We start from the raw sequence: 22,529 nt of genomic DNA, 5'->3' as shown, positions 1-22,529 counted from the left end.
GTCCTTTCGCGACGAGCGCGTGGCCCGTGGTGATCGACCATGTCGGTCCCGAAGCTACGAACGGCCGGGATCACCGGGTCCTCGCCGCGCTGCGCTTTGGCCGAAGGTTGTGCGGCGGGTTGCCGGGCCTTTCCCGGCCGGGCCTTTCCCCGCCCGGCCGCGACGGTCCGCGCCGGCGGAACGTCCAGGCGCGGTGCAGCACGTAGCTGAGCGAGAAGGTCAGGGTGATGATCAGCGCCTGGGCGGCCAGCACGGGCAGCCCGGCCAGCTCGACGAGGATCGGCAGCCCCACGAGGGAGGCCGACAGGATGCTCAGCCCGGCCGCGTAGAAGCGCAGGTATCCGGCCACCCAGCCGTGTCCCGCGCCGGGGAAGACGACCAGCCGGTACCACGGGTACACGATCACCACGGTGACGAGGTGGCTGGCCACCACCAGCAGCAGGTACGGCACCCGTCCCCCCGTGGCGGCCAGGGCCGCGGCGAGGATGCCGTAGTAGATGACCGCGGTCAGGCCGCCCCCGGCCAGGTAGGCCAGCCGGTGCCCCAGCCCCGGCCGGGCCGCCTGGCGGACGGCCGGCGGCCGGGTCAGGGCGTTCACGCGCCCGCCGGGCGCAGCAGCTCCGGCCGCACCAGGTGGACGGTGACGTGTGCCTGCACCGGGACGAACCCGTACCTGGCCCAGGCCCGCTGCACCCGCGTGTTGTGGCTCTGGGTGGAGATGACGACCTCGCTCCCGCCGCGGGCCAGCGCCTGGTCCTCGACGGCCTTGAGCAGGTGGGCGTACAGGCCGCGCCCCCGGGCGGCGGAGACCACGCCGGCGAGCAGGATCTCGGTGCGGGGGCCGCCGTCCTCCAGCGTGGCGATCCCCAGCGTCCGCGCGCCGTCGTCGAGCGCCACGCAGCTCCCCTCGGCGGCGGAGCGCGCCGCCCACTCCTGGTAGCCCGCCAGCGCGGCGGCCGGGTCGAGGAGCGGGTCGGCCAGGTAGTGGTTGCCGTACGCGGCGAAGATGTCGGCGACCAGCGCGGCGACGGCGGCCGGGTCGCGGAGCGGGCCAGTCCGCAGGCCGGGCGACGGCGCGGGCGGGCGGCCCCGGCCCGCGCGCAGGCTCCAGTACACCAGGCAGTCGGCGAAGATCGCGGTCCGGCCGAGGCCGGTCAGCCCGGCGAACCAGCCGACGCGCTCGGCCGGGTACCGCAGCACGATCACGTCGGCCGCCGACCCCAGGACAGCCTCGCGGACCCCGTCGACCGTGTCCTCCGTGGCCGGCTCCTCCTCCGATCCGGCGCCGACGGTCAGGCGCTCCACCGGGCGGCCGAAGCGGGCCGACTCCAGCGGCGAGGGCACCGCCCGGACGGCCCGTGCCTCGATCACGTCCTGCCAGGCCATCAGCGCACCTCGCCTTCCCGGACGGCGAATTCCCGGACGGCGTCGATGACGTACGCCACGTCCTCCTCGCCGAGGCCGGCGTGCAGCGGCAGCCGCACGAGCCGGTCGGCCGCCTGCTCGGTGACCGGGCAGCCGCCCGGCGCCGGCCGCCCGTACCGGATGCCGGCGGGCGCGTCGTGCAGCGGCTGGTAGTGGAACGGCGCCTGCACGCCCCGCGCGGCGAGGTGGGCGATGAACGCCTGGCGGCTGTCCAGGTCGGGGAGCATCAGGTAGTAGAGGTGGGCCGGGTGCTCGCAGCCGTCCGGCACGGTCGGCCGGCCGACCCCGTTGGCCGCCGCCCAGCCGGCCAGGCCCTCGTGGTAGGCCCGCCACGTCTCCGTGCGCCGGCGCTGGATCTCGCCGAACGCTTCGAACTGCCCGGTGAGCTGGGCTGCCAGCAGGTCGGACGGCAGGTAGCTGGAGCCGATGTCGACCCAGCGGTACTTGTCGACCTGGCCGCGGAAGAACCGGCCGCGGTCGGTGCCCTTCTCGCGGACGATCTCGGCCCGCGCGGCCAGCTCGTCGTCGTTGACGAGCAGCGCACCGCCCTCGCCGCACTGGACGTTCTTGGTCTCGTGGAAGCTCTGCGCGGCCATGTCGCCGAACGACCCGAGCGGCCGCCCCTGGTAGGAGCCGCCCAGGCCGTGCGCGTTGTCCTCGACGAGCGCGAGGCCGTACCGGTCGGCGAGCTTGCCGAGCTCCTCCATCGCGCAGGCGACGCCCGCGTAGTGGACGACGACGATGGCCCGGGTCCGCTCGGTGACGGCCTCCTCGACGAGGCGTTCGTCGAGGTTCAGCGTGTCGGGCCGGCAGTCGGCGAACACCGGCACGGCGCCGCGCAGCGCGTAGGCGTTGGCCGTGGACATGAAGGTGAACGACGGCACGATCACCTCGTCGCCGGGCCGCAGGTCGAGCAGGAGCGCCGACATCTCCAGGGCATGGGTGCAGGAGGTGGTCAGCAGTGCGTGGCGGGCGCCGGTCAGCTCGCGCAGCAGCGCGGTCGCCCGGCGGGTGAACGGCCCGTCGCCGCAGGTCCGCCCGTTGTGGACGGCCTCCGCGACGTAGTCGAGCTCGCGCTCGCTCAGATACGGCCGGTTGAAGGGAACGGTTCTCACCGCGGTGGTGCTCACAGCCGCAGTGAAACCCGGCGCGGCCCGCGGGCGGGCGGCGCGCCACCCCGCGTGACGCACCCGTTGCGCAAGCCTTACCCCCGCCCGACCGGCCGCGGCCGGACCGCGGCGCGGCCGGACCGTGGTCGCGGCCGGACCGTGGTCGCGGCCGGGCGGGTTCCCCGCACACCGGGCGCGGTCAGGCGGGCGGGGTGATCGGGCGGAAGTCGTCGCAGAAGGTGGTCCCCCAGGCCGGTCCGGCGGGCGGCGGCGTGCCCTCGGTGAACCGGCAGGTCGTCTCGGCCAGCCGGCCGTCCGCGGTGACCACGGTGACCAGCAGGGCGTCGAGCGGCACGGCCTCGGTCACCGAGACCCCGACCACGTCGTCCGGGTAGTTGTCGACCTGGCTCAGACTGTGCCACGGCGCGTCGCTGCGGGGGTCGTGGATCCAGGTGCCGCCGCCCCGGGCGTACCCCGCGAAGTTGGTGTCGAACGGCGGGAACGTGAGCGAGACGAGCGTCGTGTCGATGCTCGGGCCGTCGCCGCCGGCCGGGCCCACCGGGCCCCGCGGACCCGCGGGCCCCTGAGGGCCGCGCGATCCCTGCGGCCCCTGCGGCCCGGCCGCGCCGTCCTTGCCGGGCGCGCCCTCCTGCCCCGCCACGCCCTGCGGACCGCGGACGCCCCGGCGCCCGCGCGGTCCCGGCGGTCCGGGCGGCCCCGGCCACGCCCGGCCGCACCACGCGCGCCGGCACCCGCAGTGGTGCCTGCGGCAGCGCCCGCGCTCGGCGGCGCGGCCCTTCCCGAGCAGCGGCCCGCCGAGCGCGGCCCCCGCCACACCGGCCGGGGTCCCCGCCACACCGGTCGAGGCCCCCGCACCGGCGCCCGGGCCGGTCGCCGTCCGCGCGCCCGCCGGGGCCGCGTCCACGCCGGCCAGCCCCCAGGCGGCGCAGGCCATCGTCAGCACCAGCGCCGGCGTTCTCATCCCACGAAACACTGCACGTCCCCCTGTGTCGGTCAGGTCCTATCGGCGGTTGAGCACCTGGTGCTCGATGACGGGGGATTGGCTGGGCTGCCAGTAGACCCAGGCCTCGTTGACGGCGCTGCCCTCGTCCAGGTAGACGGCGCTCATCAGGTGCACGCCCCTGGTGAGCTCGTCGGTGGTGAACCGGGCGATGCCCGCGTCGTCCAGCAGGGCGGAGCCGATCACCGTGGCGCCGTCCTTGAAGATCACCTCGCCGCCGGGCTTGACCCCGTTGACGTCGCCGTCGACGACGGCCGTGAAGGTGACCGGCTCGCGCAGGCGGGACGGGTTCGGCGACGAGCCGAGGGCCGTGGACGTCGGCGGTCGGTTCGGCACCGAGATGAGGGTCCTCGGGGTCGCCCCGGTGCCCGCGATGCTGACGGACGTGTCGAGCGACATCGCGCGCCCGACCATCTGCACGCCCTCGTCCACGACGACCCCGTTGCGGGCGAGGATGTTGCCGCGGAAGGTGGACAGCGTCCCCAGGCTGGCCGTGTTGCCGACGGCCCAGATGATGTTGTCCTCCTGGGCGCCGTTGAGGACGTCGATGTTGCTGACCTCGGCGGTGTTCAGCGTCGTGTCGGTCTGGAAGATGAAGACCGCGTCGGGGTCGCCCTTGGCGTCCAGCTTGAGGGTCCCGTCGATCACGAAGGCCCCGCTCCTGCTGGAGTACACGCCGGGCCCCAGGGTCCGGCCGCCGAGCTGCGCGGGGATGACGCCGTTGGCCGCCCGCCCCTGCGCCTCCTGGTAGGCGGACCGCACGTCCCCGCGGATCTGGGCCGCCTGCCCGTTGCCCCGGTAGATCCGGCCCAGCACCACACCCGGCGGGAAGCCGGTCACGACGCCTCCCGGGCTGACCGCGACGTCACCGGTGATGCGCGTCAGCTCCTCGTTGTTGACGGCGAGGGCCGCCAGCACCGCGACGCCGAACCCGTCGCCGAGGTCGATCGGCTCCTGGCGGGCGTCCGCGCTCCAGGTGGAGGCGGTGAGCAGGCCCATGGCCAGTACGCCGGTCAACCCGACGGACAGCCATGAACGCGGCGAAAGATTGGCCATGCCCGCAAGTGTGGCGAGGAGATCACCAACGACCGGCGCGTACATCCCGCCTGGGTGATCTTCTTGCCAGTCCTTGCCTGTGGTGCGACCTTCGCCGCCCGCCCGCCGGCCGGCCCGCCGGCGACACGCCGGGCCCCGCGCCGAATCGGCGGTGCGAGATCACCTGACTCCTACAGTCAGGTGATATCTCATCTCGAAGTGACGGGGGTCCAGACATGGGAGAGAAACTCGTAGTCGTCGGCCAGGGATACGTCGGCCTGCCGCTGGCGATGCGGGCGGTCGAGGCCGGCTTCGACGTCGTGGGGATCGACGTCGACGAGTGGCGCGTCAAGCGGCTCAACGCCGGCGAGTCGTTCGTCGAGGACATCAGCGACGAGCAGGTGGCCGCCGCGCTGCGCTGCGGCCGCTACCTCGCCGGCACCGACTACGCCGACGCCGAGGGCTTCGACGTGTGCGTGATCACGGTGCCGACCCCGCTGTCGGAGGGCGCCCCCGACCTCTGCCACATCGCGTCGGCCGGCCGCTCCATCGCCCCGCTGGTACGGCCGGGCGCCACGGTGGTCCTGGAGTCGACCACCTATCCCGGCACCACGGAGGAGTACCTCCTGCCGATCCTGGAGGAGGGCTCCGGGCTGCGCGCCCCCGAGGACTTCCTGCTGGGCTACAGCCCCGAGCGGATCGACCCGGGCAACGCCGTGTGGCGGCTGGAGAACACGCCCAAGGTCGTCTCGGGCATCGACGCGGCCTCGCTGAAGCGGATCCAGAGCTTCTACCAGCGGGTCGTGGACCGGGTCGTGCCGGTGTCCTCGCTCCAGGTCGCCGAGCTGTGCAAGCTGCTGGAGAACACGTTCCGGCACGTCAACATCGCGCTGGTCAACGAGCTGGCGATCTTCGCCGAGCAGCTCGGCATCGACGTCTGGGAGGCCATCGACGCCGCCTCGACCAAGCCGTTCGGCTACATGCGCTTCACGCCGGGCCCGGGCGTCGGCGGCCACTGCCTGCCGATCGACCCGTCGTACCTGTCGTGGAAGGTCAAGAGCAGCCTCGGGCACAACTTCCGGTTCGTGGAGCTGGCCAACGACATCAACGACCACATGCCCGACCGGGTCGTCCACCGGCTCATGCTGGCGCTCAACCAGCGCGGCAAGGCGCTCAACGGCAGCCGGGTGGTCGTGCTCGGGCTCGCGTACAAGAAGAACGCCGGCGACTGCCGCGAGTCCCCGGCCATCGACGTGGTCAAGTCGCTGCACAAGCTGGGCGCCCGGGTACGGGCCGCCGACCCGCACGTGACGGACTGCCGGTTGCCCGCGGGCATCGAGATCGTCGAGGCGACGCGCCAGGAGCTGGCCGAGGCCGACGCGGTCCTGGTGCTCACCGACCACGACCAGTTCGACTTCGAGCTGGTGCAGGAGGTCAGCCCGTACGTCTTCGACACCCGCAACCGCTGCCGCGGCCCCAACGTCGAGGTGCTGTGACGTGACGCGCGAAGGCCCTCCGGCCGGTGGCCGGAGGGCCTTCGTCATGTCCGGGGCCTCACGTCCCGGCGACGGGCCCGGTCACCTCCCCGGGACCGGGCGGCTGCGCCGGGGCGGTCGCGACGGGTGGCGCGACCGGCAGCGCCCGGCCGAGCCAGGCGGCCGGCGTGCCCGCCGCCGTCACGAGGAGGAGCGTCAGCGCGAGGACGCGCGCCCGCGGCTGGCCGGCCGCCGCCAGCAGGGCCCCCACCGCGAGCACCACGCCGGCCAGCGTGAGGTACGGCAGGTACAGGGCGAGCTCCCCCGCCCCCGGCCGCAGCGGCACGTGCACGCCGAAGACCCAGCGGACCGCGCAGGCGGCCGCCACGCCGGCCAGCGCCGCGCACACCCCCGCCGTGAGCGTGACGTGCGCCCTCCGGATCACGCAGCCGAGCCCGTGGACCGCGGCCATCGCGAGGTACGGGCAGGCGGCCTGGAGGTAGTCGCCCTGGGCGAGGTACGGGTCGCCGAGCAGCAGCGCGGCGCCGAGCCCGGCCGCGCCCATGCCGAGCGCCAGCACGACCGGCGGGCGGCCGAGCAGCCGGGGCCGCCGCACCAGCCCGAGCACGCCGCTCCAGGTGATCGCCCCGCACAGCAGGCCCAGCGCGGTGACGCCGGCCAGCGACGACATCGGCGCCTCGGCCGTGTCCGCCGCGCCGGTCAGCCCGGCCCACGACGCCCGCGCGAACTCCAGCGGCTGGACGGCCGTCCCCTGCCAGACGTCCCCGAGCAGCGCCGCCTGCGCCGCGAGCGCGCACGCCGTCAGCCCGAGCGCGGCGACGGCGCGGCGGGGCGGCGACAGCCACTTGACCGTCTCGACCACCACCACGGCCAGCAGCCCGACGGCCAGCAGGGGCACGTACACGGCCTTGGCGCCGGCCAGCGCCGCCAGCAGCACGGCGAAGACCAGCCACGCGCCGCGCCCCGGCGGCCGGTCTCCGAACAGGTCGAGCAGCAGCACCACGAGCGGCGCGAACAGCAGCGCGCCGAAGGTCCGCGCGGGCGCGGCCCACTCGTGCGGCGAGGTCCAGGCGAGGACGCCGGCCGCGGTCCCCGTGTACAGGACGGGCGCCGCCACGAACACCGCGGCGGCCAGGGCGGTCAGCGCCTGGCGGCGCGAGCCGGTGAAGCGGCGGCCCGCCATGGCGAGCAGCACGACGAGCGCCGCCAGCATGGGCAGCGCGGCCAGCCGGAAGAGCAGCACGGACGGCGCGACGCCGGTGATCCAGCTCGCGGCGGCGAGGTGGGCGTGGACGAACCAGTCATGGCCGAACGGCCCGCCGTCCGGCCCGTCGCTCATGAGCCGGGCCACCATGTCGAGGTGCGGCAGGGCGGCGGCCGGCGGCATGCCGACCGGGTGGACGGGGAAGTAGCCGGCCCCGATCCACAGGGTCAGGCAGACGACGCCCAGCGCGAGGCACCACGACCACCACAGCGGGGCCCGGGCCCGGCGCGTACGCCGGCAGTGGGCGCGCAGCCGCGGCACGGCGGCGAACAGCGCGTACGTGCCCATCGGCCAGGCGGCCACGAGCAGCGGCATCCCCATCGCGCGGGCGGGCAGGTAGCAGAGGACCTCGGCCGCGTAGCCGAGCGCCAGGCCCAGGGCCAGCTCTTCGGGCAGGGTGTGCGGGCGGCGGTAGAGCACGCGCACCCAGAGCACGCCGGGCAGGGTGAGGCCGAGCCCGACGTAGACGGTGAAGACCGCCAGGTCGGCGAAGGCGACGCCGTGATACCCGAGGACCGCCCCGGCGCAGCCGGCCACGGCCAGCGCCGGCAGCCAGCCGGCGGGCCGCAGCGGGGGCGGGGCGGCGGAGCCCTCCGTCAGGGGCTCGGAGGCGAGGGGTGCTGTACGCGGAAACGGTGGAGCTTCGGCCATGCGGGAAAGACTGGCGACGTCCCGGCCTCCCCGATGCCGGAAAGCCCGCCCGCGGCGATGTTCTTGCCAAGGCTTGGCGGTTTCGGGGAGCGCCGGGGACGCCGGGAACGCCGTGTCCTCGCGGGGGTCGTGCGTCAGGTGTCCAGTGCCGCCGCGATCGCGCCCAGGCCGTGGCCCAGCTCGTCCTCGGTGATGTTGAGCGCCGGGCGCAGCCGTACCGAGCGCGGCCCGCAGGGCAGCACCAGCACCCCCTGCTCCTCGCGCAACCGGGTCACGAGGGCGTCCCGGCTCTCCCGGTCCGGCAGGTCGAAGGCGCACATCAGGCCGCGCCCGCGCACGCCGGACACCATCTCCGGCCGCTCTGCCTGCAACTTGGTCAGGCGCTCCACCACCAGCGCGCCGAGCCGGCCGGCCCGCGGGATCAGGGAGTCCCGCTCGATCATCTCCAGCAGGGCGCGGGAGCGGACCATGTCCACCAGTCCCCCGCCCCAGGTGGAGTTGATCCGGCCGCTGACCTGGAAGACGTTGTCCGGCACCAGGTCGACCCGGCGGCCCGCCATGATGCCGCCCACCTGCACCTTCTTGGCGAAGGCCACGATGTCCGGCGCGAGGCCGAGCTGCTGGTAGGCCCACGGCGTGCCGGTCGTGCCGCCGCCGGTCTGCACCTCGTCCAGCACGAACAGCGCTTCGTGCTCGTGGCACAGGCGCTGCATGGCCTGCAGGAACTCGGGGCGCATGTGGTTGTCGCCGCCCTCGCCCTGGATCGGCTCGGCGATGAAGCAGGCGATGTCGTGCGGGTGCCGCTCGAAGGCGGCCCGGGCCTGCTGCAGCGCCCGCGCCTCGGCCGCCTCGACGTCCCCGAGGTGGACGGCCGGGACGTCGATGCGGGGCCAGCCGAACTTCGGGAAGCGGTCGGTCTTGCCCGGTTCGGTGTTGGTCAGGCTGAGGGTGTAGCCGCTGCGGCCGTGGAAGGCCCGGGTCAGGTGGAGCACCTGGGTGCCGAGGTCGGCAGAGCGGCCGGCGGCCTCGTTGCGGCGGCTCTTCCAGTCGAAGGCGGTCTTCAGCGCGTTCTCGACGGCGAGCGCGCCGCCCTCCACGAAGAACAGGTGGGGCAGCTCGGGGTCGCCGAGCACGCGCATGAAGGTCTCGACGAAGTCGGCGAGCTGCTCGGTGTACATGTCGGGGTTGGCCGGCTTGTTGCGCGCGACCCGGCCGAGCAGCTCCGCGGCGGCCCCGTCGAACGGCGGGTTCACGCCCAGCGGCGCCGAGGCGAAGAAGGTGTAGAAGTCCAGGTACCGGCGTCCGTCACGCGCGTCCACGAGCCAGGAGCCCTGGCTGCGGTCGAGGTCGAGCACGAGATGGTAGCCGTCGACGAGTAGATGGCGGGCGAGACGGGCGTGTACGTCCATGGCTCCTCCACGACGAAGCGACAGGGACATACTTGCCCGCCCTTACCCCCATTCATCCGGAAAATTTCTGGATATCTACGCCGTTGCCGGAAGTTTCTTCACCCGGAACGAGAGGACGACCATCGTGATGCCGTAGATGATGGCGAAGATGCCGACCAGCCAGACGAGCGTGACCAGTCCGGCGCCCGGCCAGATCAGCAGCAGGATGCCGAAGATCACCGACAGCACGCCGCCGATGATGAGCATCCACTCGTTCTCGATGACCTTGCGCATCTGGATTCCCGCCACGATCTCCGACACACCGCTGAAGATGGCCCAGAACGCCACGACGTAGAGCAGGGCCAGCGACGTGATGCCGGGCCACACGAAGGCCACGATGCCGGCCAGCACGCCGAGGACCCCGGAGATGATGAGCCACGCGCGGGATCCGGACCCGTGCCGGATCCCGGCGACGATCGAGAAGATGCCGTTCACGAGGGCGTAGGCGCCGAAGAAGATCACCAGCACCAGCAGCGTGATGGCGGGCCAGATGAGCGCGAGGATGCCGAAGATGATGGCCACAATGCCCCGTATGAGGATGAGCCACCAGATGCGCGCGAGTTGGTCCATATTGGTCTGATCTCCAGAAGGATCCCGAGAGCAGACCACCATCGGGTCAAAAGTCGGCGATCGACCGACCGGCCCGGGTCGCACGAGGTCACATGTGGGAGTAGACGACGATCGACACCGCGACGTACTGCACCAGGTAGGCGGCGATGGTGCAGGCGTGGAAGACCTCGTGGAAGCCGAACCAGCGGGGCGACGGGTCGGGGCGGCGCAGGCCGTACACGATCGCGCCGGCGCTGTAGAAGACGCCGCCGACGGCGACCAGCACCACGGCGGCCACCCCCGCGCCGTCCAGGAGCTGCGGCATCACGAAGATCGCCGTCCAGCCGAGGGCGAGGTAGAGGACGGTGTAGAGCCAGCGCGGCGCGCCGATCCAGCACACCCGGAACACCACGCCGGCCAGCGCGCCGCCCCAGATGACCGACAGCACCGCGATCCGCGCCGCGCCGGTGAGCGCGAGCAGCGCGAACGGCGTGTAGGTGCCCGCGATGATCAGGTAGATGTTGGCGTGGTCGAAGCGGCGCAGCACCTCGGCCAGGCGCGGCCCGAGCGTGCCGCGATGGTAGGTGGCCGAGATCCCGAACAGAAGGCCCGAGGTGATGGCGTAGATCGCGGAGGCGAGGCGCGCCTGGAGGGTGGGGCCGAGGGCCACGAGCACGAAGCCGGCGACCAGCGTCACGGGGAGGGCTCCGGTATGCAACCAGCCGCGCAGTCGCGGCTTCACGGCGACGGTCGTCATGAAACCTACGGTACCGTAACTTTTACGGTTCCTCCGGTCCGCCGGACGCGGCCCACCGGCGGCCCGGCAGAGGTCACAGGCCGTTGAGGAAGCGGGCGGCGATCGGCAGCGCCGCCGTCCGGCCCGCTCCCCCGTGCCGGACGAAGACGCAGAACGCCAGGTCGTCCCGGTAGCCGATGAACCAGCCGTGGTCGGCGCCGTCGGGCGTCTCGGCCGTGCCGGTCTTGCCCGCCACCCCCGCCGGGAGCCCCGCCTGGCTCGCCGTCCCGTGGTCCACGACGGCCGCCATCATGCCGCGCAGCGCCTCGACGACGCCCTGGTCCAGCTCGACCGCCTCCGGCTGTGGCCCGTCGACGCGCCGCGCCTGCTTCTCGGGCAGCAGCCGCGGCGGGCGCCAGGTGCCGCTCTGCACCGCGGCGGCGACCGCGGCCATGCAGAGCGGGGTGGCCTGCACGGTGCCCTGGCCGATGGCGTCGGCCCCCAGCACGTCCTCGTCCTCCGGCTCCTCCATCGTGCCGCAGGTGCCGCCGACGCCCGTGGGCAGCGCGCGGCCGAACCCCCACTCCCCCGCCGCGGTCCGCAGCTCGCCCGGCTCCAGGCGGGTCGTGGCCTGCTCGACGAACGTGGTGTTGCACGACAGGGCGAAGGCGTCGGCGAAGGTCACGGTGCCGTGGTCCTGCAGGCCCGCGTTCTGGAAGGAGCGGTGGAAGGGGATCTGGTAGTCGCCCGGGCAGGGCAGCTCGGCCGCGGGGTCGAGCCCGCCGCCGAGCAGGGCCGCCGCGGTGATCGTCTTGAACGTCGAGCCGGGCGGGTACAGGCTGTCGAAGGCGCTCTGGCCGTCGGCCAGCCGGTCGGCCACCGCGAGCACCTCGCCGCTGCTCGGCCGCAGCGCGACGACCGCCGCGTCCTCCACGCCGTCCAGCGCGCGGGCCGCCGCCGCCTGCACCGGCCGGGACAGGGTGGTCCGCTGCGTCTTCGGCTTGGTCGCCTTCGTCAGCAGCCGCTGCTCCGGCTTCCCGGGCGCGGTGGCCACCAGCGCCCGGCCCCCGCCGGTGGTCGCGAACTCCGGCGCGAGCCGGTCGAGATAGGCGCCGGCGTAGCTGTCGTGGGGGATCGGGTCGCCCTCGCTGGTCAGCATCTCGGCCTTCACCTCCGGCAGGTCCACGATCTCCAGCTTGCCGCCGGCGGCGAGCAGCGGGTGCAGCGTCTCGGGGCTCCACAGCACCTTCCACGCCTTGTCCCGTACGGCCAGGCGCAGCGTGCCCGTGAACGGCCAGGCCCCGAAGGCGCGCAGCGTGCGCACCCCCGTGAACGGCACCTCGGCGGCACCCTCGCCCATGGCCTTGGCCGCTCCGGGCCGCAGCTCGATCTTCTCGACGTCCAGGTCCTCGGTGAGGGCGAGGTGGCGGGAGACGAAGTCGGGCGGCGGCTGGTAGACCAGGCGGGCCATGCCCCGCACGTCCCCCTCCCGCCAGGCCCGGAAGTAGGAGTCGGCCGTCTGCCCGGCGCTGCCCCGCACCCGGCCGGCCGCGGCGACCGCGAAGCCGTACGCACCCAATATCGCCAGAACCGCGACGACGAGCACGATCAGCCTTCTTCGTCGCATACGGTGTTCTCCCAGGGAGGCAGCAACGTGGCACGAGCACAGCGCGAACCGATGCCCGGCCTGTACCCGGTGACCTTCGGCGAGATCGAACTGCTCCGGGATCTGGACCGGCAGGACGGCTGGGTGCTGTCCAAGGATGGCGTACCGCAGTCCTATGTGGACCTACAAGACCCCACATATCTGGAATTCGAGTACGTACAGCTCATGGCGGACGTCATCGACCTCCTCCCCGAGGGATCGCTGAGCTGCGTCCACGTGGGGGGCGGCGCCTGCACGATCCCCCGCTACGTCGCCACCACCCGGCCCGGCTCCCGCCACATCGTCATCGAGCCCGACGGCCTGCTCGTCAACCTCATCCGCGAGCAGCTCGACCTGCGGTCGGTGCCGCGGCTGAAGGTGCTGGTCATGGACGGCCGCGAGGGCGCCGCCCGGGTGTGGGACTCCTCGGCCGACCTGGTCGTGCTCGACGCGTTCGCCGGGGCGACCATGCCGGTCGAGCTGGCCACCGCCGAGTACATGGGCGACCTCGCCCGGGTGCTGCGGCCGTCCGGCACGCTGCTCGTCAACCTCGCCGACGGCAAGGGCCTGGTCTTCGCCCGGCGGCTCGCGGCCACCGTGCAGGGCACGTTCGGCCACGTCGCGCTGCTCTCGGAGCCGGGTGTGCTGCGGGGGCGCCGCTTCGGCAACCTCATCCTGGCCGCCTCGCGCACGGCCCTGCCCGTGGACCTCCTCACGCGCCGCGCCGCCGGTGGGCTCACCCAGGCCCGGTGCCTGCACGGCGACGCGCTGACCCGCTTCGTGGCGGGGGCGGCCCCCATCCGGGACGGCGAGCCGGTGCTGGCGCCGGTCCCGCCACCGGCCGTCTTCGGCTGACCCACCGCCACCGCTCACGCCCCTGCCCGGCCGTCCGCGAGCCGGGTCACCTCCGGCCCGGTCACGCGCGCCGGGAGGGCTGCGGGGTGTGGAACAGATCCGTCAGCTGCGGGTACGGCAGGTCAGGTTTGTGCCAGCCGTCGTGCGGCTTGGGCACCGGCGGGTGAACGTCGTCCGGCGGCCGCACGTGCGGGGGCTCGATCGGCACCCGGCATGCGGCCGTCGCCATCGCCATGATCGTCGCCAGACAGGCGAGCGCCACCTTGTTCCTTCCCATGACCGTCTCCTTCCGTACGCATCTCGCACTGAAGGAGGGCGTGGCGGCGCGGCGTGATACACGCCGGCGCCGGGTCACGCGATCGCAGTCCTGGAAGGATGGCGGCATGGAACGTGTGCTTGGAATCGGTGGATATTTCCTGCGGGCCGCCGACCCGGCGGCCCTGGGCGCGTGGTATCGCGACCGCCTGGGCCTGGACGCCGACGAGAACGGCCTGTGGCGCCAGGCAGCCGGGCCGACGGTGTTCGCGACGTTCGAGTCCGGGACCGACTACTTCGGCTCCCCCACCCAGCAGGCCATGCTCAACTTCCGGGTCCGCGACCTGGACGCGATGCTCGCGCAACTGCGCGCCAAGGGAGCGGACGTGACCGAGGAGACCCAGGACATGGAGGGTGTCGGCCGGTTCGGCTGGGTGACCGATCCGGAGGGCAACCGGATCGAGTTGTGGCAGCCCGCCTGACCGTGTCCTCACCTGAAGGAAGAGGCCCCGACCAGCGCTTTCGCACCGGTCAGAGCCTCGTTTCGACGATCGCGGAGCGGCCGGGTGGCCGCCCGCCGGGTCAGCCCAGGGTGAGGCAGGCGACGCGCTCGCCGGCCTCGCCCGCCTTCGGCCCGCCGGTGGTCGTCTGCTTGGCGTGGATGACCAGCGAGTGCGGCCGCCGGCCGGGGGAGAACGCCCACGCGTTGCGGGCGGTGGCGCGCCCGGCGCCCGAGGCGTCGGTGGTGAAGTCGAGCCAGACCTCGTTGGCGGCGCTGGCCTCGCCCTTCTCGTGCTGGTAGTGCGGGCCCGCGTCGTCGGCCTTGGGACCGCACGGCTTGGTGTGCAGGTGGGCGCCGTAGGCGCGGTTGGGCACCAGGCCCTCGACGACGAGCGACGACAGCGTCTGGCCGCTGGACGACTCGACGGTGATGCTGGCCCGCGCCCCCTCCGGGGCCAGCTTGCGGGCGTAGACGACGGCCCGCTTGCCGTCCGCCGTGAAGTTGCCGCTGGCCGACAGGGAGCCGGACCGGGCGGCGGCCATGCCCTTGCCGCCGGCCGTGGGCTCCGGCGACGGCGTGTGGGCGGCCGCCTCCTGGGCCGGCGACTCCTGGGTCTGGGCGGTGCCGGCCTGACCGGCCGTGGTGGGCGCACAGCCTGCCGCCAGCACGGCGAACAGCACTATGGGTATGGGCATGCGCATGGAAAACCCCCGGGGTGGTGACAAAGGATCGCGTCACGAGCGGGTACGGCCGGCTCGTGGAGGGCCACCACTCTAGCGGGTGACCACGCGGCTACGCACCGTGTTCGGCGACGATCCCGTCGATGAGGGCGGCCAGCCGGAAGTCCGTCTCGGTCAGGTGTCCCTTGTCGTGCGTGGTGAGCGCGAGGTGCAGTTTGCGCCACCGGATGTCGATGTCGGGATGGTGGTTCAGCTCCTCGGCCTTGATCGCGATCGCGTCCACGATCCGGATGGCCGTGGGAAAGTCGGGCGCGGTGACCGTGCGGCGGATCTCCTCGCCCTCGCGGTGCCAGGCGGGCACCCCGGCGAGCATCTTCTCGACGTCCATGCAGGTCACGTTACTTCAGTGCCCCGGCGCCGAGCCCGGACTGGATCTGGCGCTGGAAGACGACGTAGACGACGAGCACCGGCAGGACCGCCATGCAGACCGCCGCGAACAGCCCGGGCCAGTCGGCCTCGTAGCCGGCCAGGGTGGAGATGTTGGCGATGCCCTGGGTGATGACCCAGTCCTCCTGGTCGCGGGCGAGCAGCACCAGGGGCAGCAGGTACTGGTTCCACTGGCCGAGCACGTTGAAGATCGTGATGCTGACCAGGCCGGCCCGGGCCATGGGCAGCATGATCTGGAAGAACGTGCGGGTGTGGGAGGCGCCGTCGATGCGGGCCGCCTCGGCCACGCTCTCGGGCAACGTACGGAAGAACGCCGCCAGGAAGAAGACCGTGAACGGCAGCGAGTACGCGATGTAGACCAGGATGACGCCGGTGTGCGTGTACAGCAGGCCGACCCGCTTGACCACGAAGAACAGCGGCCCGAGCGCCAGGAACACGGGGAACGCCATGCCGGCCGTGAAGTAGTAGTAGATCACCCGGCTGCCCGGGAAGCGGTAGCGCGCGAGCACGTACGCGGCCATCGAGCCGAACAGCATCGTGCCGAACGTGCTGACGGCGACGACGACGGCGGTGTTGAGCAGGTACCGCCCGACGTGCGCCTTGCCCCAGGCCCGTCCCCACGCGTCGAGCCGCAGCTCGCCGGGCAGTTGGAGCGCGTCGCCGAAGATCTCGGTGTTGCTCTTGAACGACGCCAGGAACGTCCACAGCAGCGGCGCGACGATCAGCAGCGCCCAGACGGCGAGCGCGGCGTGCGACAGCCCGTTCAGCACGCCCGGCCGTGGCCGGTCGGCGGGGAGGCTGCGGGAGGAGCGGGCCTGGCGGACCGATCGGAGGGAGTCAGGGGTCACGTCAGAGGTCGATCCTCTCCCGCCGGGTGGTGCGCAGCGTCAGCACCGCGAACGTCACGGTCAGGAAGAACAGCGCCACGCCCATGGCGGAGGCGTACCCCACCTTGGAGTAGGAGAAGGCGTTCTTCCAGATCTCGATGGGCAGCACGGTCGTGGCGCCGTCGGGCTCGCCCTTTTCCCCCGCCAGCACCTGGATCAGCGCGAACCCGTCGAAGGCGGCGATGCCCAGGTACACCCACCCCACCTGCACGGTGTCGCGCAGCAGCGGGAGGGTGATCGAGAAGAACAGCCGGACCCGCCCGGCCCCGTCGAGCGCCGCCGCCTCGAAGTAGTCCTTCGGGATGGCCGCCATGCCGGCCGAGAACAGCACCACGTAGAACCCGACCGCCTGCCAGACCATCACCGCGATGATCGACCAGAGCGCGAGGTCCGGCTCGATCAGCCAGCCGACCGGCTCCATCCCGAGCCTGATCAGCGCGCCGTTGATCACCCCGCTCTCGTCCGGCCGGTAGACGGCCTTGAACAGCACCCCGACCACGGCCACGGCGAGCACCTGCGGGAAGAAGAACACGACGCGGTAGAACCCCGAGCCCCGCACGCCGGCCATGCCCGGTCCGCGCGCGCCGCCGCCCAGGTTGAGCACGAACGCGAAGAACAGCGCGATCACGATCGTCGCGATCGGGAGCACCAGCAGCAGGATGCCGTGGTTGCGCAGCGCCCGCCAGAACACCTCGTCCCCGAGCAGGCGCCCGAAGTTGTCCAGCCCGACGTAGGCCGGCCGCGCGGCGATCCCGTTCCAGTCGGTCAGCGAGATCTGGAACGCCTGGACGTACGGGCTGATGACGAACACCGTGTACAGGACGATCGGGACGGCGAGGAACCCGGCGACGAAGCCGTACGTGCGCCACCGCTCCATGGGCTACTCGCCCCGCGTCTGCTTGGGCACGGAGCCGTCCTTCTTGATGGTGTCCGCCTTGGCCTGCATGCGGGAGCAGAACTCGTCGGGGGTGATCCGCCCGGCCATGACCACGTTGATCTGCTCGGTGCCGTAGTCGAACAGCTCCTTGTACCAGCCCTCGAAGCGGGCGTCGGTGATGATGTTCTGCCCGGCGGCGTCCTGGGCCTTGGCCGCGCTGCGCAGTCCGGGCGGCAGGTCGAGCCCCTCGGCCGCGCCGTTGACCACCGTGAGGTTCTGGGTCTTCTCAGTGAAGCCGCGCGCGCCGTCCTTGGACAGCATGATCCGCAGGTACTCCAGGCCGCCCTGCGGGTTCTTGCCCCGGGCCGCGACGAAGAAGTTCTCGCCGACGCCGACCTGGATCGCGCCGTACGGCATCTTGTCGGCCGCCGTGACGTCCGGGATGGGGGCGATGGCGTACTCGAAGCCGTCGGGCTTGTCCTTGGCCATCTCGTTCTCGATCCAGGAGCCGACCGGGTAGAAGAGCAGCTTGTCCTGGAGGTGCTTGACCTGGGTCTGGGTGTGGTCGAGGCCGAAGTACGCCTTGTCTCCGTACTTGGCCTGGATGTCCACCCAGGCGGTGACGGCCTGCTTGACCGGCTCCGTCTTCCAGGCGCCGTCGACGAGGTTGTCGATGTCGATGACGGCCTGGTTGCCACCGATCTTGGCGGCCGTGTAGAGGACGTTCCAGAGCTGGTAGTACGGACCCTTCTGCCCCGGGTACGCGAAGAGCAGGATGCCCTCGGCCTTGGCCTTGTCGCCCAGGGCGGTGAACTCGGCCCAGGTCCTGGGCACCGTCCAGCCCTTGGCGGCGAACAGCTTGGCGTTGTACCAGAGGGCGCGGTGGGAGACCGTGTAGTTGAGGACGAGGTCCTTGCCGTCGATCTTGGCGTTGTCGAGGACGGCCGGGGTGACGACGTCGCGGATCTTCTTGGCCGGGTCGTCGATCGACGGGGCGTCGAACAGGGCCGTCAGGTCGGCCAGGTGCCCCTGCTCGGCCAGCGCCACGAGGTCGAGCGCCTGGGGGCCGGAGTTGTTGACCACGTCGGGCACGTCGCCGCTGACGAACAGCGGGCGGAGCTGGGTGCTGATCTGCTGGGTGGCGTTGTGCTCGACGGCCGCGCCGGGGAACTCCTTCTTGTACAGCGCCTCGTGGATCTCCTTGGCGTACGCGTCGCCGTACCCGCCGCTGAAGATCGTGACCTTCAGCGGCTTCCTGGCGTCCACCCCGAAGGGGTTGCGCGGATCGGCCGAGCCGGTGGCGGAGGTGACGGGCGCGGCCGGCTCCTCGCCGCCGCCGGTGGCGCAGCCGCTCAGCAGGCCCGCTCCGGGCCCCACGACCAGCGCGGCCAGGCCGATGCGCCGGATGAGCTGCCTTCGGGTGATCTCTCCGGGGTGGGTCATGGGGGCTCCTGACGGGGCAGATTAGGAAAGTTTCCTAACGTTTGCCCGAACGTACGGACGCCCCCCGAGCTGCGTCAAGGGGCCGCGGTCGAGACGTGACCTCGCCGTGACCCCACGACCTCCGCCCTCGCCCCCGGCTACAGGATCGTCCACGCGGGGCGGCGAGGGCAAGGGCCCGCTCAGCCGAGGTGGGCGCGGGTCTCGGCGAAGGCCAGGTCCGTCCCTTCGAGGGCGCGGTCCACGTCCTCCTCCGTGTGGGCCGCCGACATGAACCAGTTGTGCCACGGGTGGAGGTAGACCCCGTTCCGCAGGCAGGCGTCGCTCCAGTACAGGGCCGTGGACAGGTCCGCGTCGCCGTCGAAGCTGAGCCACGGGATCGTCACCGGGCCCGTCTGGTTCACGGTGAAGCCGTGCGCCTTGGCCTGGGCGTACAGGCCCTCGCGCAGGCGCGTGCCGGCGCGCTCCATCGCGCCGATGCCGTCCTCGTCGCGCAGCGTCTCGATCGTCGCCTTCGCCGCCGCCATCGCCACCGCCGAGAACCAGAACGAGCCGGTCGAGTACAGCGTCTGGGCCGCGCCGCGCAACGCGTCGGTGCCGGTCACGGCGGCGATCGGGTAGCCGTTGGCCATGGCCTTGGACCACGCCGTCAGGTCCGGGCGCACCCCGTACGGCTCCCACGAGCCGCGCAGGTCGACCCGGAAGCCCGCCCGCACGTCGTCGATCACCAGCGCGGCGCCGAGCCGGTCGGCCAGCGCCCGCGCGCCCCTGGCGAAGGCCGGCTCCACGAGCTCCTGGTCCTCGAACGAGTCGTGCTTGAACGGCGTCACGATGATCGCCGCCACGTCCCCCTCGACGGTCGCCGCCGCGGCCTCCAGCGACTCCAGCGAGTTGTAGGCGAACTCCACCAGGTCGGCCCGCTCGTTCGGCGTGGTGCCCGCGGGTGACGGCGTGCACCACGGGTCGGCGCCGTGGTAGGCGCCGTGGGCCATGAGCACCTTCGTGCGGCCGGTCGCCGCGCGGGCCACCATGAGCGCCTGGGTGGTGGCGTCGGTGCCGTTCTTGGAGAACATCGCCCAGTCCGCGCTGGGGATCAGGTCCACCAGGAGCTCGGCCAGCTCCACCATGACGGGGCCGGGGCCGTTCAGGCAGTCGCCCTGGGCGAGCTGCCGGGCCGCGGCCTCCTCGACGCGGGGGTGCCGGTGACCCAGCACGACGGGGCCCCAGCTGCACATGAAGTCGATGTACTCACGGCCGTCGACGTCCCACTGCCGGCAGCCCTCGCCCCGCTCGAAGAACTGCGGGTAGCCGGGGGCGAAGATGGCGGCGTTGAGATGGCCGTACATGCCGCCGGGGACGACTTTCGCGGCCCGCGCGCGCAGTTCGGCGTCTTTCATCTGGTGCCTTCTCTCAGGTGGTCAGGTCAGCAGGGCGAGGGTGGAGTCGAGGTCCGTGATGCCGGCGTCGGAGCCGAGGCCGGTGGCGACGCGGGCGGCGGCGGCCGTGCCCCAGCGGGCGGCCTCCAGCACGTCCCGCCCGTGCAGCAGCCCGGTGATGAAGCCGGCGCAGTACGCGTCGCCGCACCCGGTCGTGTCGGAGACCTCCACCTTCAGGGCCGGCAGGTGCTCGACGCCGTCGGCCGTGGCGACCAGGCTGCCGTCGCCGCCGAGCGTGACGAGCACGCCGCGCGTCCCGTCGGCGAGCAGCGCCAGCGCCGCCTCGGCCACGTCACCGCCGTCCCCACCCTCTGAGCTGTCGTTGCCGAGGCCCGTCATGAGCAACGCCTGGGACGCGTTGGGCAGCACGTAGTCCACGTGGGGCAGGAACGCGCGGGCCATCCCCAGCAGGTCGGGCAGCTCCGACAGCAGGTCCATCGTCACGATGGTCCCGCCCGCCCGGAGCTCGTCGAGGAGCGCGAAGAAGGCCGGGTCGCCCAGCCCGAACGTCACGTCCACGCCGCCCAGGTGGACGGCCCGCGCCCCGCGCAGCGCCTCCACGTCGAGGTCGGCGAGCGTCACGCCCAGGTTGGCGCCGGGCACGTGGAAGCTCGGCCGCCCGCCGTCCGGCCTGATCGGCAGGATCGACGCGGCGGTCTGCTCCCCCGCCCTCCGCACCAGGCGGGAGGCGTCGACGCCCCGCTTGGCGAGGACCGCCAGCAGGAAGTCGCCGAGCTCGTCATCGCCGACGGCGCCCATGGTGACGACGTCGTTGCCCAGCTTGACCAGGTCCACGGCGGTGCCGGCCGCGGCGCCCGCGGCGGTCAGCCGGATCTGGTCGACCAGCACGGTGTCCTGGCCCTCGGGGATGCGCTCGACGGGCCTGGCGAGGATGTCGACGATGTGGACGCCGACGGTGGCGACGGTCATGGTCTAAATAGACAGACGTCCGAATAAAAAGTCAATATGCTGGGAGCAGTCCGACGCACGAAGGGGGACGGCGCCTTGCCCAAGATCGTTGACCACGACGAGCGCCGGCGCGAACTGCTGTCGGCGGCCCGCCGCGTGATCGTCCGCGACGGCATCGACGCCGCCACCACCCGCGCCATCGCCAAGGAGGCGGGCTACTCCAACGGCGTGCTCGCCCACTACTTCGCCGACAAGGACGAGATCCTGCTGTCGGCGCTGCGCCAGTCCCACCAGCGCATCCGCGAGCGCATCACCCGCAGGGTCGAGGGCGTCACGGGGCTCGCCGCGCTGCGCGAGGTGCTGCTCGACAACCTGCCGCTGGACGCCGAGCGCACCCAGGAGACGCGCCTGGAGGTCAGCTTCTGGAGCCGCAGCCTGGCCGCCGAGCGGCTGGCCGAGGTGCAGCGGGCCGAGGCCGAGGAGCTGCGCGCCGCCGTACGCGGCCTGCTCGCGCAGGCGCGCGAGGCGGGCGAGCTGACCACCGAGGACAACCTGGACGACGTCACGGAGCACCTGCTGGCGCTGATGGACGGGCTGAGCCTGCACCTGCTCCTCTACCCGGGGCGCCTGACGCGGGTCGACCTCGAACGCCTCATGCTCGCGCACCTCGACCGCCTCTGACCCCGCCGCCCCAGGACCCCGCCTCAAGCTTCAGGACGCACTGCGCGCGATCACAGGTGCAGGGTGAAGGCGCCGAGCTGCTCCAGGCGGCGCAGGAACGGCACGGCGGGGAACGCCTCCGCCGTGCCGAGCACGCCGGCCTTGCTCGGCCCCTCGCCCCGCGCCAGCCGCACCGCCGCCTCGGCCGAGGCCAGCGCGCCGACCCACCAGATGTCCCGCCCGCGCACGTGGCCGTTGCGTCCGCCGCCCTCGGGGGCGGTGGCCTGCACCGCCACCGTGAACTCGGTGCGGGCGCGCTCCTCGGGCGTCGCGTCCTGGCTGGTGAAGACCTGCTGCTCCTCGAACGTGCTCGCCGTGAGCTGCGACTCCACCGTCCGGGCCGGGACGTGCCGCGGGATCGTCACCACCTCGCCCGACGGGAACGGCGCGATCATGGTGCGCGGCCCGACCGGCGGCGGGAAGGGGAAGACCGTGTTGCGGATCTCCACCGGCCCCACCCGCTGCGCGCCGTCCGCGAACGTCACCCGGTCGATCTCGCCGATGAGGAGCTCGGCGGTCCGCACGGCGGCCGGCGTCATCCGCCAGCCCGTCACCGAGTAGCCCACGGTCAGCCGGTCCACCCCGGTCATGCCCTCGGTCACCGCCGCGGCGAGCAGGTCCGCGACGCCGCCGTAGAAGCTGAGCTGCGGCACCATGACGATCCCGGCCCGCTCGGCCGCCGCGCCCATCGTGTCGAACAGCCTCTTCACCGGGTGCGGCTCCACGGCGTGGTCGAGATAGTGGCAGCGGCCCGCGACGGCCGCCTCCGCGACGGGCACGGCGGTGTCCGCGAACGGCCCGGCACAGTGGACGACCACGGCCGACTCCTCCGCCAGCCCGCGCAGCCCGTCACGGTCGTCCAGGGACACGGCTCTCGTGCGGACCCGGGCGGGTCCGTCCGCCGGCACGGCTCCCGCACCGTCCCGGGCTGATGCGTCCAGTTCGGCGGCGAGGGCGTCCAGGGCGGCCCCGTTGCGGCCGGCGAGGAGGACGCGGGCTCCGCGGGCCAGCAGCTCGGCGGCCACCAGGCGTCCGGTGTGACCGTTGGCGCCGTAGATCGCGATGGTCGGTGCGTCCATGACGGGACCCTCTTCCATACTCCGGGTATGTAACTACGCCTCCCCGAACGTATGTTCGCGACA

General features: G+C 72.8%; 23 protein-coding genes. 4 read left to right on the top strand and 19 right to left on the bottom strand.

Annotated features, from left to right (window positions below; genetic code table 11):
- Nucleotides 1-70: 70 nt before the first annotated feature.
- From HTZ77_RS34340 to HTZ77_RS34320, 5 genes are all read right to left on the bottom strand, one after another.
- A complete protein-coding gene (locus HTZ77_RS34340) occupies nt 71-598 on the bottom strand; it encodes a GtrA family protein (protein ID WP_175593897.1) in 528 nt (175 codons plus the stop codon).
- Nucleotides 595-1,386, bottom strand: coding sequence for a GNAT family N-acetyltransferase (locus tag HTZ77_RS34335; RefSeq protein ID WP_175593896.1), 792 nt, complete (start codon nt 1,384-1,386; stop codon nt 595-597). The genes HTZ77_RS34340 and HTZ77_RS34335 overlap by 4 nt, the downstream gene beginning before the upstream one ends.
- Nucleotides 1,386-2,555 carry a dTDP-4-amino-4,6-dideoxygalactose transaminase gene (rffA, locus tag HTZ77_RS34330; RefSeq protein WP_328808934.1) on the bottom strand — a complete coding sequence of 390 codons (1,170 nt, stop codon included), beginning with the start codon at nt 2,553-2,555 and terminating at the stop codon, nt 1,386-1,388. The genes HTZ77_RS34335 and rffA overlap by 1 nt, the downstream gene beginning before the upstream one ends.
- Before the next feature lie 178 nt (nt 2,556-2,733).
- Nucleotides 2,734-3,516, bottom strand: coding sequence for a collagen-like protein (locus HTZ77_RS47805; RefSeq protein WP_175593895.1), 783 nt, complete (start codon nt 3,514-3,516; stop codon nt 2,734-2,736).
- A gap of 39 nt (nt 3,517-3,555) precedes the next feature.
- Nucleotides 3,556-4,611, bottom strand: a complete 1,056-nt coding sequence (locus HTZ77_RS34320) for an ice-binding family protein (RefSeq protein WP_175593894.1) — start codon at nt 4,609-4,611, stop codon at nt 3,556-3,558.
- 215 nt (nt 4,612-4,826) lie between these two features.
- Between HTZ77_RS34320 and HTZ77_RS34315 the strand changes: the two genes are divergently transcribed.
- Nucleotides 4,827-6,086 carry a nucleotide sugar dehydrogenase gene (locus tag HTZ77_RS34315; RefSeq protein WP_175593893.1) on the top strand — a complete coding sequence of 420 codons (1,260 nt, stop codon included), beginning with the start codon at nt 4,827-4,829 and terminating at the stop codon, nt 6,084-6,086.
- A 58-nt stretch (nt 6,087-6,144) separates the two neighbouring features.
- Here the strand turns inward: HTZ77_RS34315 and HTZ77_RS34310 are convergent, their stop codons facing one another.
- From HTZ77_RS34310 to HTZ77_RS34290, 5 genes are all read right to left on the bottom strand, one after another.
- Nucleotides 6,145-8,001 carry a hypothetical protein gene (locus HTZ77_RS34310; RefSeq protein WP_175593892.1) on the bottom strand — a complete coding sequence of 619 codons (1,857 nt, stop codon included), beginning with the start codon at nt 7,999-8,001 and terminating at the stop codon, nt 6,145-6,147.
- Between the two features lie 134 nt (nt 8,002-8,135).
- Complete coding sequence (gene lat / locus HTZ77_RS34305) at nt 8,136-9,410, bottom strand: L-lysine 6-transaminase (protein WP_175593891.1); 1,275 nt, start codon at nt 9,408-9,410, stop codon at nt 8,136-8,138.
- Between the two features lie 75 nt (nt 9,411-9,485).
- Nucleotides 9,486-10,019, bottom strand: a complete 534-nt coding sequence (locus HTZ77_RS34300) for an HdeD family acid-resistance protein (RefSeq protein WP_175593890.1) — start codon at nt 10,017-10,019, stop codon at nt 9,486-9,488.
- A gap of 88 nt (nt 10,020-10,107) precedes the next feature.
- A complete protein-coding gene (trhA, locus tag HTZ77_RS34295) occupies nt 10,108-10,755 on the bottom strand; it encodes a PAQR family membrane homeostasis protein TrhA (RefSeq protein ID WP_175593889.1) in 648 nt (215 codons plus the stop codon).
- Nucleotides 10,756-10,828: 73 nt separating this feature from the next.
- Nucleotides 10,829-12,361, bottom strand: coding sequence for a penicillin-binding transpeptidase domain-containing protein (locus HTZ77_RS34290; protein WP_175593888.1), 1,533 nt, complete (start codon nt 12,359-12,361; stop codon nt 10,829-10,831).
- A gap of 27 nt (nt 12,362-12,388) precedes the next feature.
- On the opposite strand from HTZ77_RS34290, the gene HTZ77_RS34285 reads away from it, so the two are divergent.
- Entirely contained in the window at nt 12,389-13,234 is an 846-nt protein-coding gene (locus tag HTZ77_RS34285; RefSeq protein WP_328808933.1) for a spermidine synthase, read from the top strand.
- A gap of 61 nt (nt 13,235-13,295) precedes the next feature.
- On the opposite strand, the gene HTZ77_RS34280 is transcribed toward HTZ77_RS34285, so the two are convergent.
- Complete coding sequence (locus tag HTZ77_RS34280) at nt 13,296-13,511, bottom strand: hypothetical protein (RefSeq protein ID WP_175593887.1); 216 nt, start codon at nt 13,509-13,511, stop codon at nt 13,296-13,298.
- Between the two features lie 106 nt (nt 13,512-13,617).
- Here HTZ77_RS34280 and HTZ77_RS34275 point away from each other — a divergent pair, with 106 nt between their 5' ends.
- Entirely contained in the window at nt 13,618-13,971 is a 354-nt protein-coding gene (locus tag HTZ77_RS34275) for a VOC family protein (RefSeq protein WP_175593886.1), read from the top strand.
- 100 nt (nt 13,972-14,071) lie between these two features.
- Here HTZ77_RS34275 and HTZ77_RS34270 read toward each other — a convergent pair whose 3' ends face one another.
- The 7 genes from HTZ77_RS34270 to HTZ77_RS34240 form a co-directional block, all read right to left on the bottom strand.
- Nucleotides 14,072-14,686 (bottom strand): superoxide dismutase family protein, encoded by a 615-nt coding sequence (locus tag HTZ77_RS34270; RefSeq protein WP_175593885.1) that lies wholly within the window; start codon nt 14,684-14,686, stop codon nt 14,072-14,074.
- 97 nt (nt 14,687-14,783) lie between these two features.
- Nucleotides 14,784-15,059, bottom strand: coding sequence for a 4a-hydroxytetrahydrobiopterin dehydratase (locus tag HTZ77_RS34265; protein ID WP_175593884.1), 276 nt, complete (start codon nt 15,057-15,059; stop codon nt 14,784-14,786).
- A gap of 10 nt (nt 15,060-15,069) precedes the next feature.
- Nucleotides 15,070-15,966, bottom strand: coding sequence for a carbohydrate ABC transporter permease (locus tag HTZ77_RS34260; protein WP_175593883.1), 897 nt, complete (start codon nt 15,964-15,966; stop codon nt 15,070-15,072).
- A gap of 1 nt (nt 15,967) precedes the next feature.
- The gene (locus HTZ77_RS34255; protein ID WP_175593882.1) at nt 15,968-16,882 is read right to left on the bottom strand and encodes a carbohydrate ABC transporter permease; all 915 of its coding nucleotides are present in this window, start codon (nt 16,880-16,882) and stop codon (nt 15,968-15,970) included.
- 3 nt (nt 16,883-16,885) lie between these two features.
- Nucleotides 16,886-18,325, bottom strand: a complete 1,440-nt coding sequence (gene ngcE, locus HTZ77_RS34250; RefSeq protein WP_175593881.1) for an N-acetylglucosamine/diacetylchitobiose ABC transporter substrate-binding protein — start codon at nt 18,323-18,325, stop codon at nt 16,886-16,888.
- A gap of 179 nt (nt 18,326-18,504) precedes the next feature.
- Nucleotides 18,505-19,719 carry an aminotransferase class III-fold pyridoxal phosphate-dependent enzyme gene (locus tag HTZ77_RS34245; RefSeq protein ID WP_175593880.1) on the bottom strand — a complete coding sequence of 405 codons (1,215 nt, stop codon included), beginning with the start codon at nt 19,717-19,719 and terminating at the stop codon, nt 18,505-18,507.
- Nucleotides 19,720-19,740: 21 nt separating this feature from the next.
- Nucleotides 19,741-20,688 (bottom strand): carbohydrate kinase family protein, encoded by a 948-nt coding sequence (locus HTZ77_RS34240; protein WP_175593879.1) that lies wholly within the window; start codon nt 20,686-20,688, stop codon nt 19,741-19,743.
- 75 nt (nt 20,689-20,763) lie between these two features.
- Between HTZ77_RS34240 and HTZ77_RS34235 the strand changes: the two genes are divergently transcribed.
- Nucleotides 20,764-21,348, top strand: coding sequence for a TetR/AcrR family transcriptional regulator (locus HTZ77_RS34235; RefSeq protein ID WP_175593878.1), 585 nt, complete (start codon nt 20,764-20,766; stop codon nt 21,346-21,348).
- Between the two features lie 50 nt (nt 21,349-21,398).
- Here the strand turns inward: HTZ77_RS34235 and HTZ77_RS34230 are convergent, their stop codons facing one another.
- Nucleotides 21,399-22,466 (bottom strand): saccharopine dehydrogenase NADP-binding domain-containing protein, encoded by a 1,068-nt coding sequence (locus HTZ77_RS34230; RefSeq protein ID WP_175593877.1) that lies wholly within the window; start codon nt 22,464-22,466, stop codon nt 21,399-21,401.
- Nucleotides 22,467-22,529: the final 63 nt, after the last annotated feature.

Origin of the sequence: Nonomuraea montanisoli (assembly GCF_013363975.1) — a bacterium.
GTDB lineage: Bacteria > Actinomycetota > Actinomycetes > Streptosporangiales > Streptosporangiaceae > Nonomuraea > Nonomuraea montanisoli.
Note: the sequence above shows the minus strand (reverse complement) of the source record. Positions and strands in the feature narration are given on the sequence as shown.

Coding starts and splice junctions, on each gene's coding strand:
- HTZ77_RS34335 (WP_175593896.1), bottom strand. CDS start 1,386: ATGGCCTGGCAGGACGTGATCGAGGCACGGGCCGTCCGGGCGGTGCCC.
- HTZ77_RS47805 (WP_175593895.1), bottom strand. CDS start 3,516: ATGAGAACGCCGGCGCTGGTGCTGACGATGGCCTGCGCCGCCTGGGGG.
- HTZ77_RS34320 (WP_175593894.1), bottom strand. CDS start 4,611: ATGGCCAATCTTTCGCCGCGTTCATGGCTGTCCGTCGGGTTGACCGGC.
- HTZ77_RS34315 (WP_175593893.1), top strand. CDS start 4,827: ATGGGAGAGAAACTCGTAGTCGTCGGCCAGGGATACGTCGGCCTGCCG.
- HTZ77_RS34310 (WP_175593892.1), bottom strand. CDS start 8,001: ATGGCCGAAGCTCCACCGTTTCCGCGTACAGCACCCCTCGCCTCCGAG.
- lat (WP_175593891.1), bottom strand. CDS start 9,410: ATGGACGTACACGCCCGTCTCGCCCGCCATCTACTCGTCGACGGCTAC.
- HTZ77_RS34300 (WP_175593890.1), bottom strand. CDS start 10,019: ATGGACCAACTCGCGCGCATCTGGTGGCTCATCCTCATACGGGGCATT.
- trhA (WP_175593889.1), bottom strand. CDS start 10,755: ATGACGACCGTCGCCGTGAAGCCGCGACTGCGCGGCTGGTTGCATACC.
- HTZ77_RS34290 (WP_175593888.1), bottom strand. CDS start 12,361: ATGCGACGAAGAAGGCTGATCGTGCTCGTCGTCGCGGTTCTGGCGATA.
- HTZ77_RS34280 (WP_175593887.1), bottom strand. CDS start 13,511: ATGGGAAGGAACAAGGTGGCGCTCGCCTGTCTGGCGACGATCATGGCG.
- HTZ77_RS34275 (WP_175593886.1), top strand. CDS start 13,618: ATGGAACGTGTGCTTGGAATCGGTGGATATTTCCTGCGGGCCGCCGAC.
- HTZ77_RS34270 (WP_175593885.1), bottom strand. CDS start 14,686: ATGCCCATACCCATAGTGCTGTTCGCCGTGCTGGCGGCAGGCTGTGCG.
- HTZ77_RS34265 (WP_175593884.1), bottom strand. CDS start 15,059: ATGGACGTCGAGAAGATGCTCGCCGGGGTGCCCGCCTGGCACCGCGAG.
- HTZ77_RS34255 (WP_175593882.1), bottom strand. CDS start 16,882: ATGGAGCGGTGGCGCACGTACGGCTTCGTCGCCGGGTTCCTCGCCGTC.
- ngcE (WP_175593881.1), bottom strand. CDS start 18,325: ATGACCCACCCCGGAGAGATCACCCGAAGGCAGCTCATCCGGCGCATC.
- HTZ77_RS34245 (WP_175593880.1), bottom strand. CDS start 19,719: ATGAAAGACGCCGAACTGCGCGCGCGGGCCGCGAAAGTCGTCCCCGGC.
- HTZ77_RS34240 (WP_175593879.1), bottom strand. CDS start 20,688: ATGACCGTCGCCACCGTCGGCGTCCACATCGTCGACATCCTCGCCAGG.
- HTZ77_RS34230 (WP_175593877.1), bottom strand. CDS start 22,466: ATGGACGCACCGACCATCGCGATCTACGGCGCCAACGGTCACACCGGA.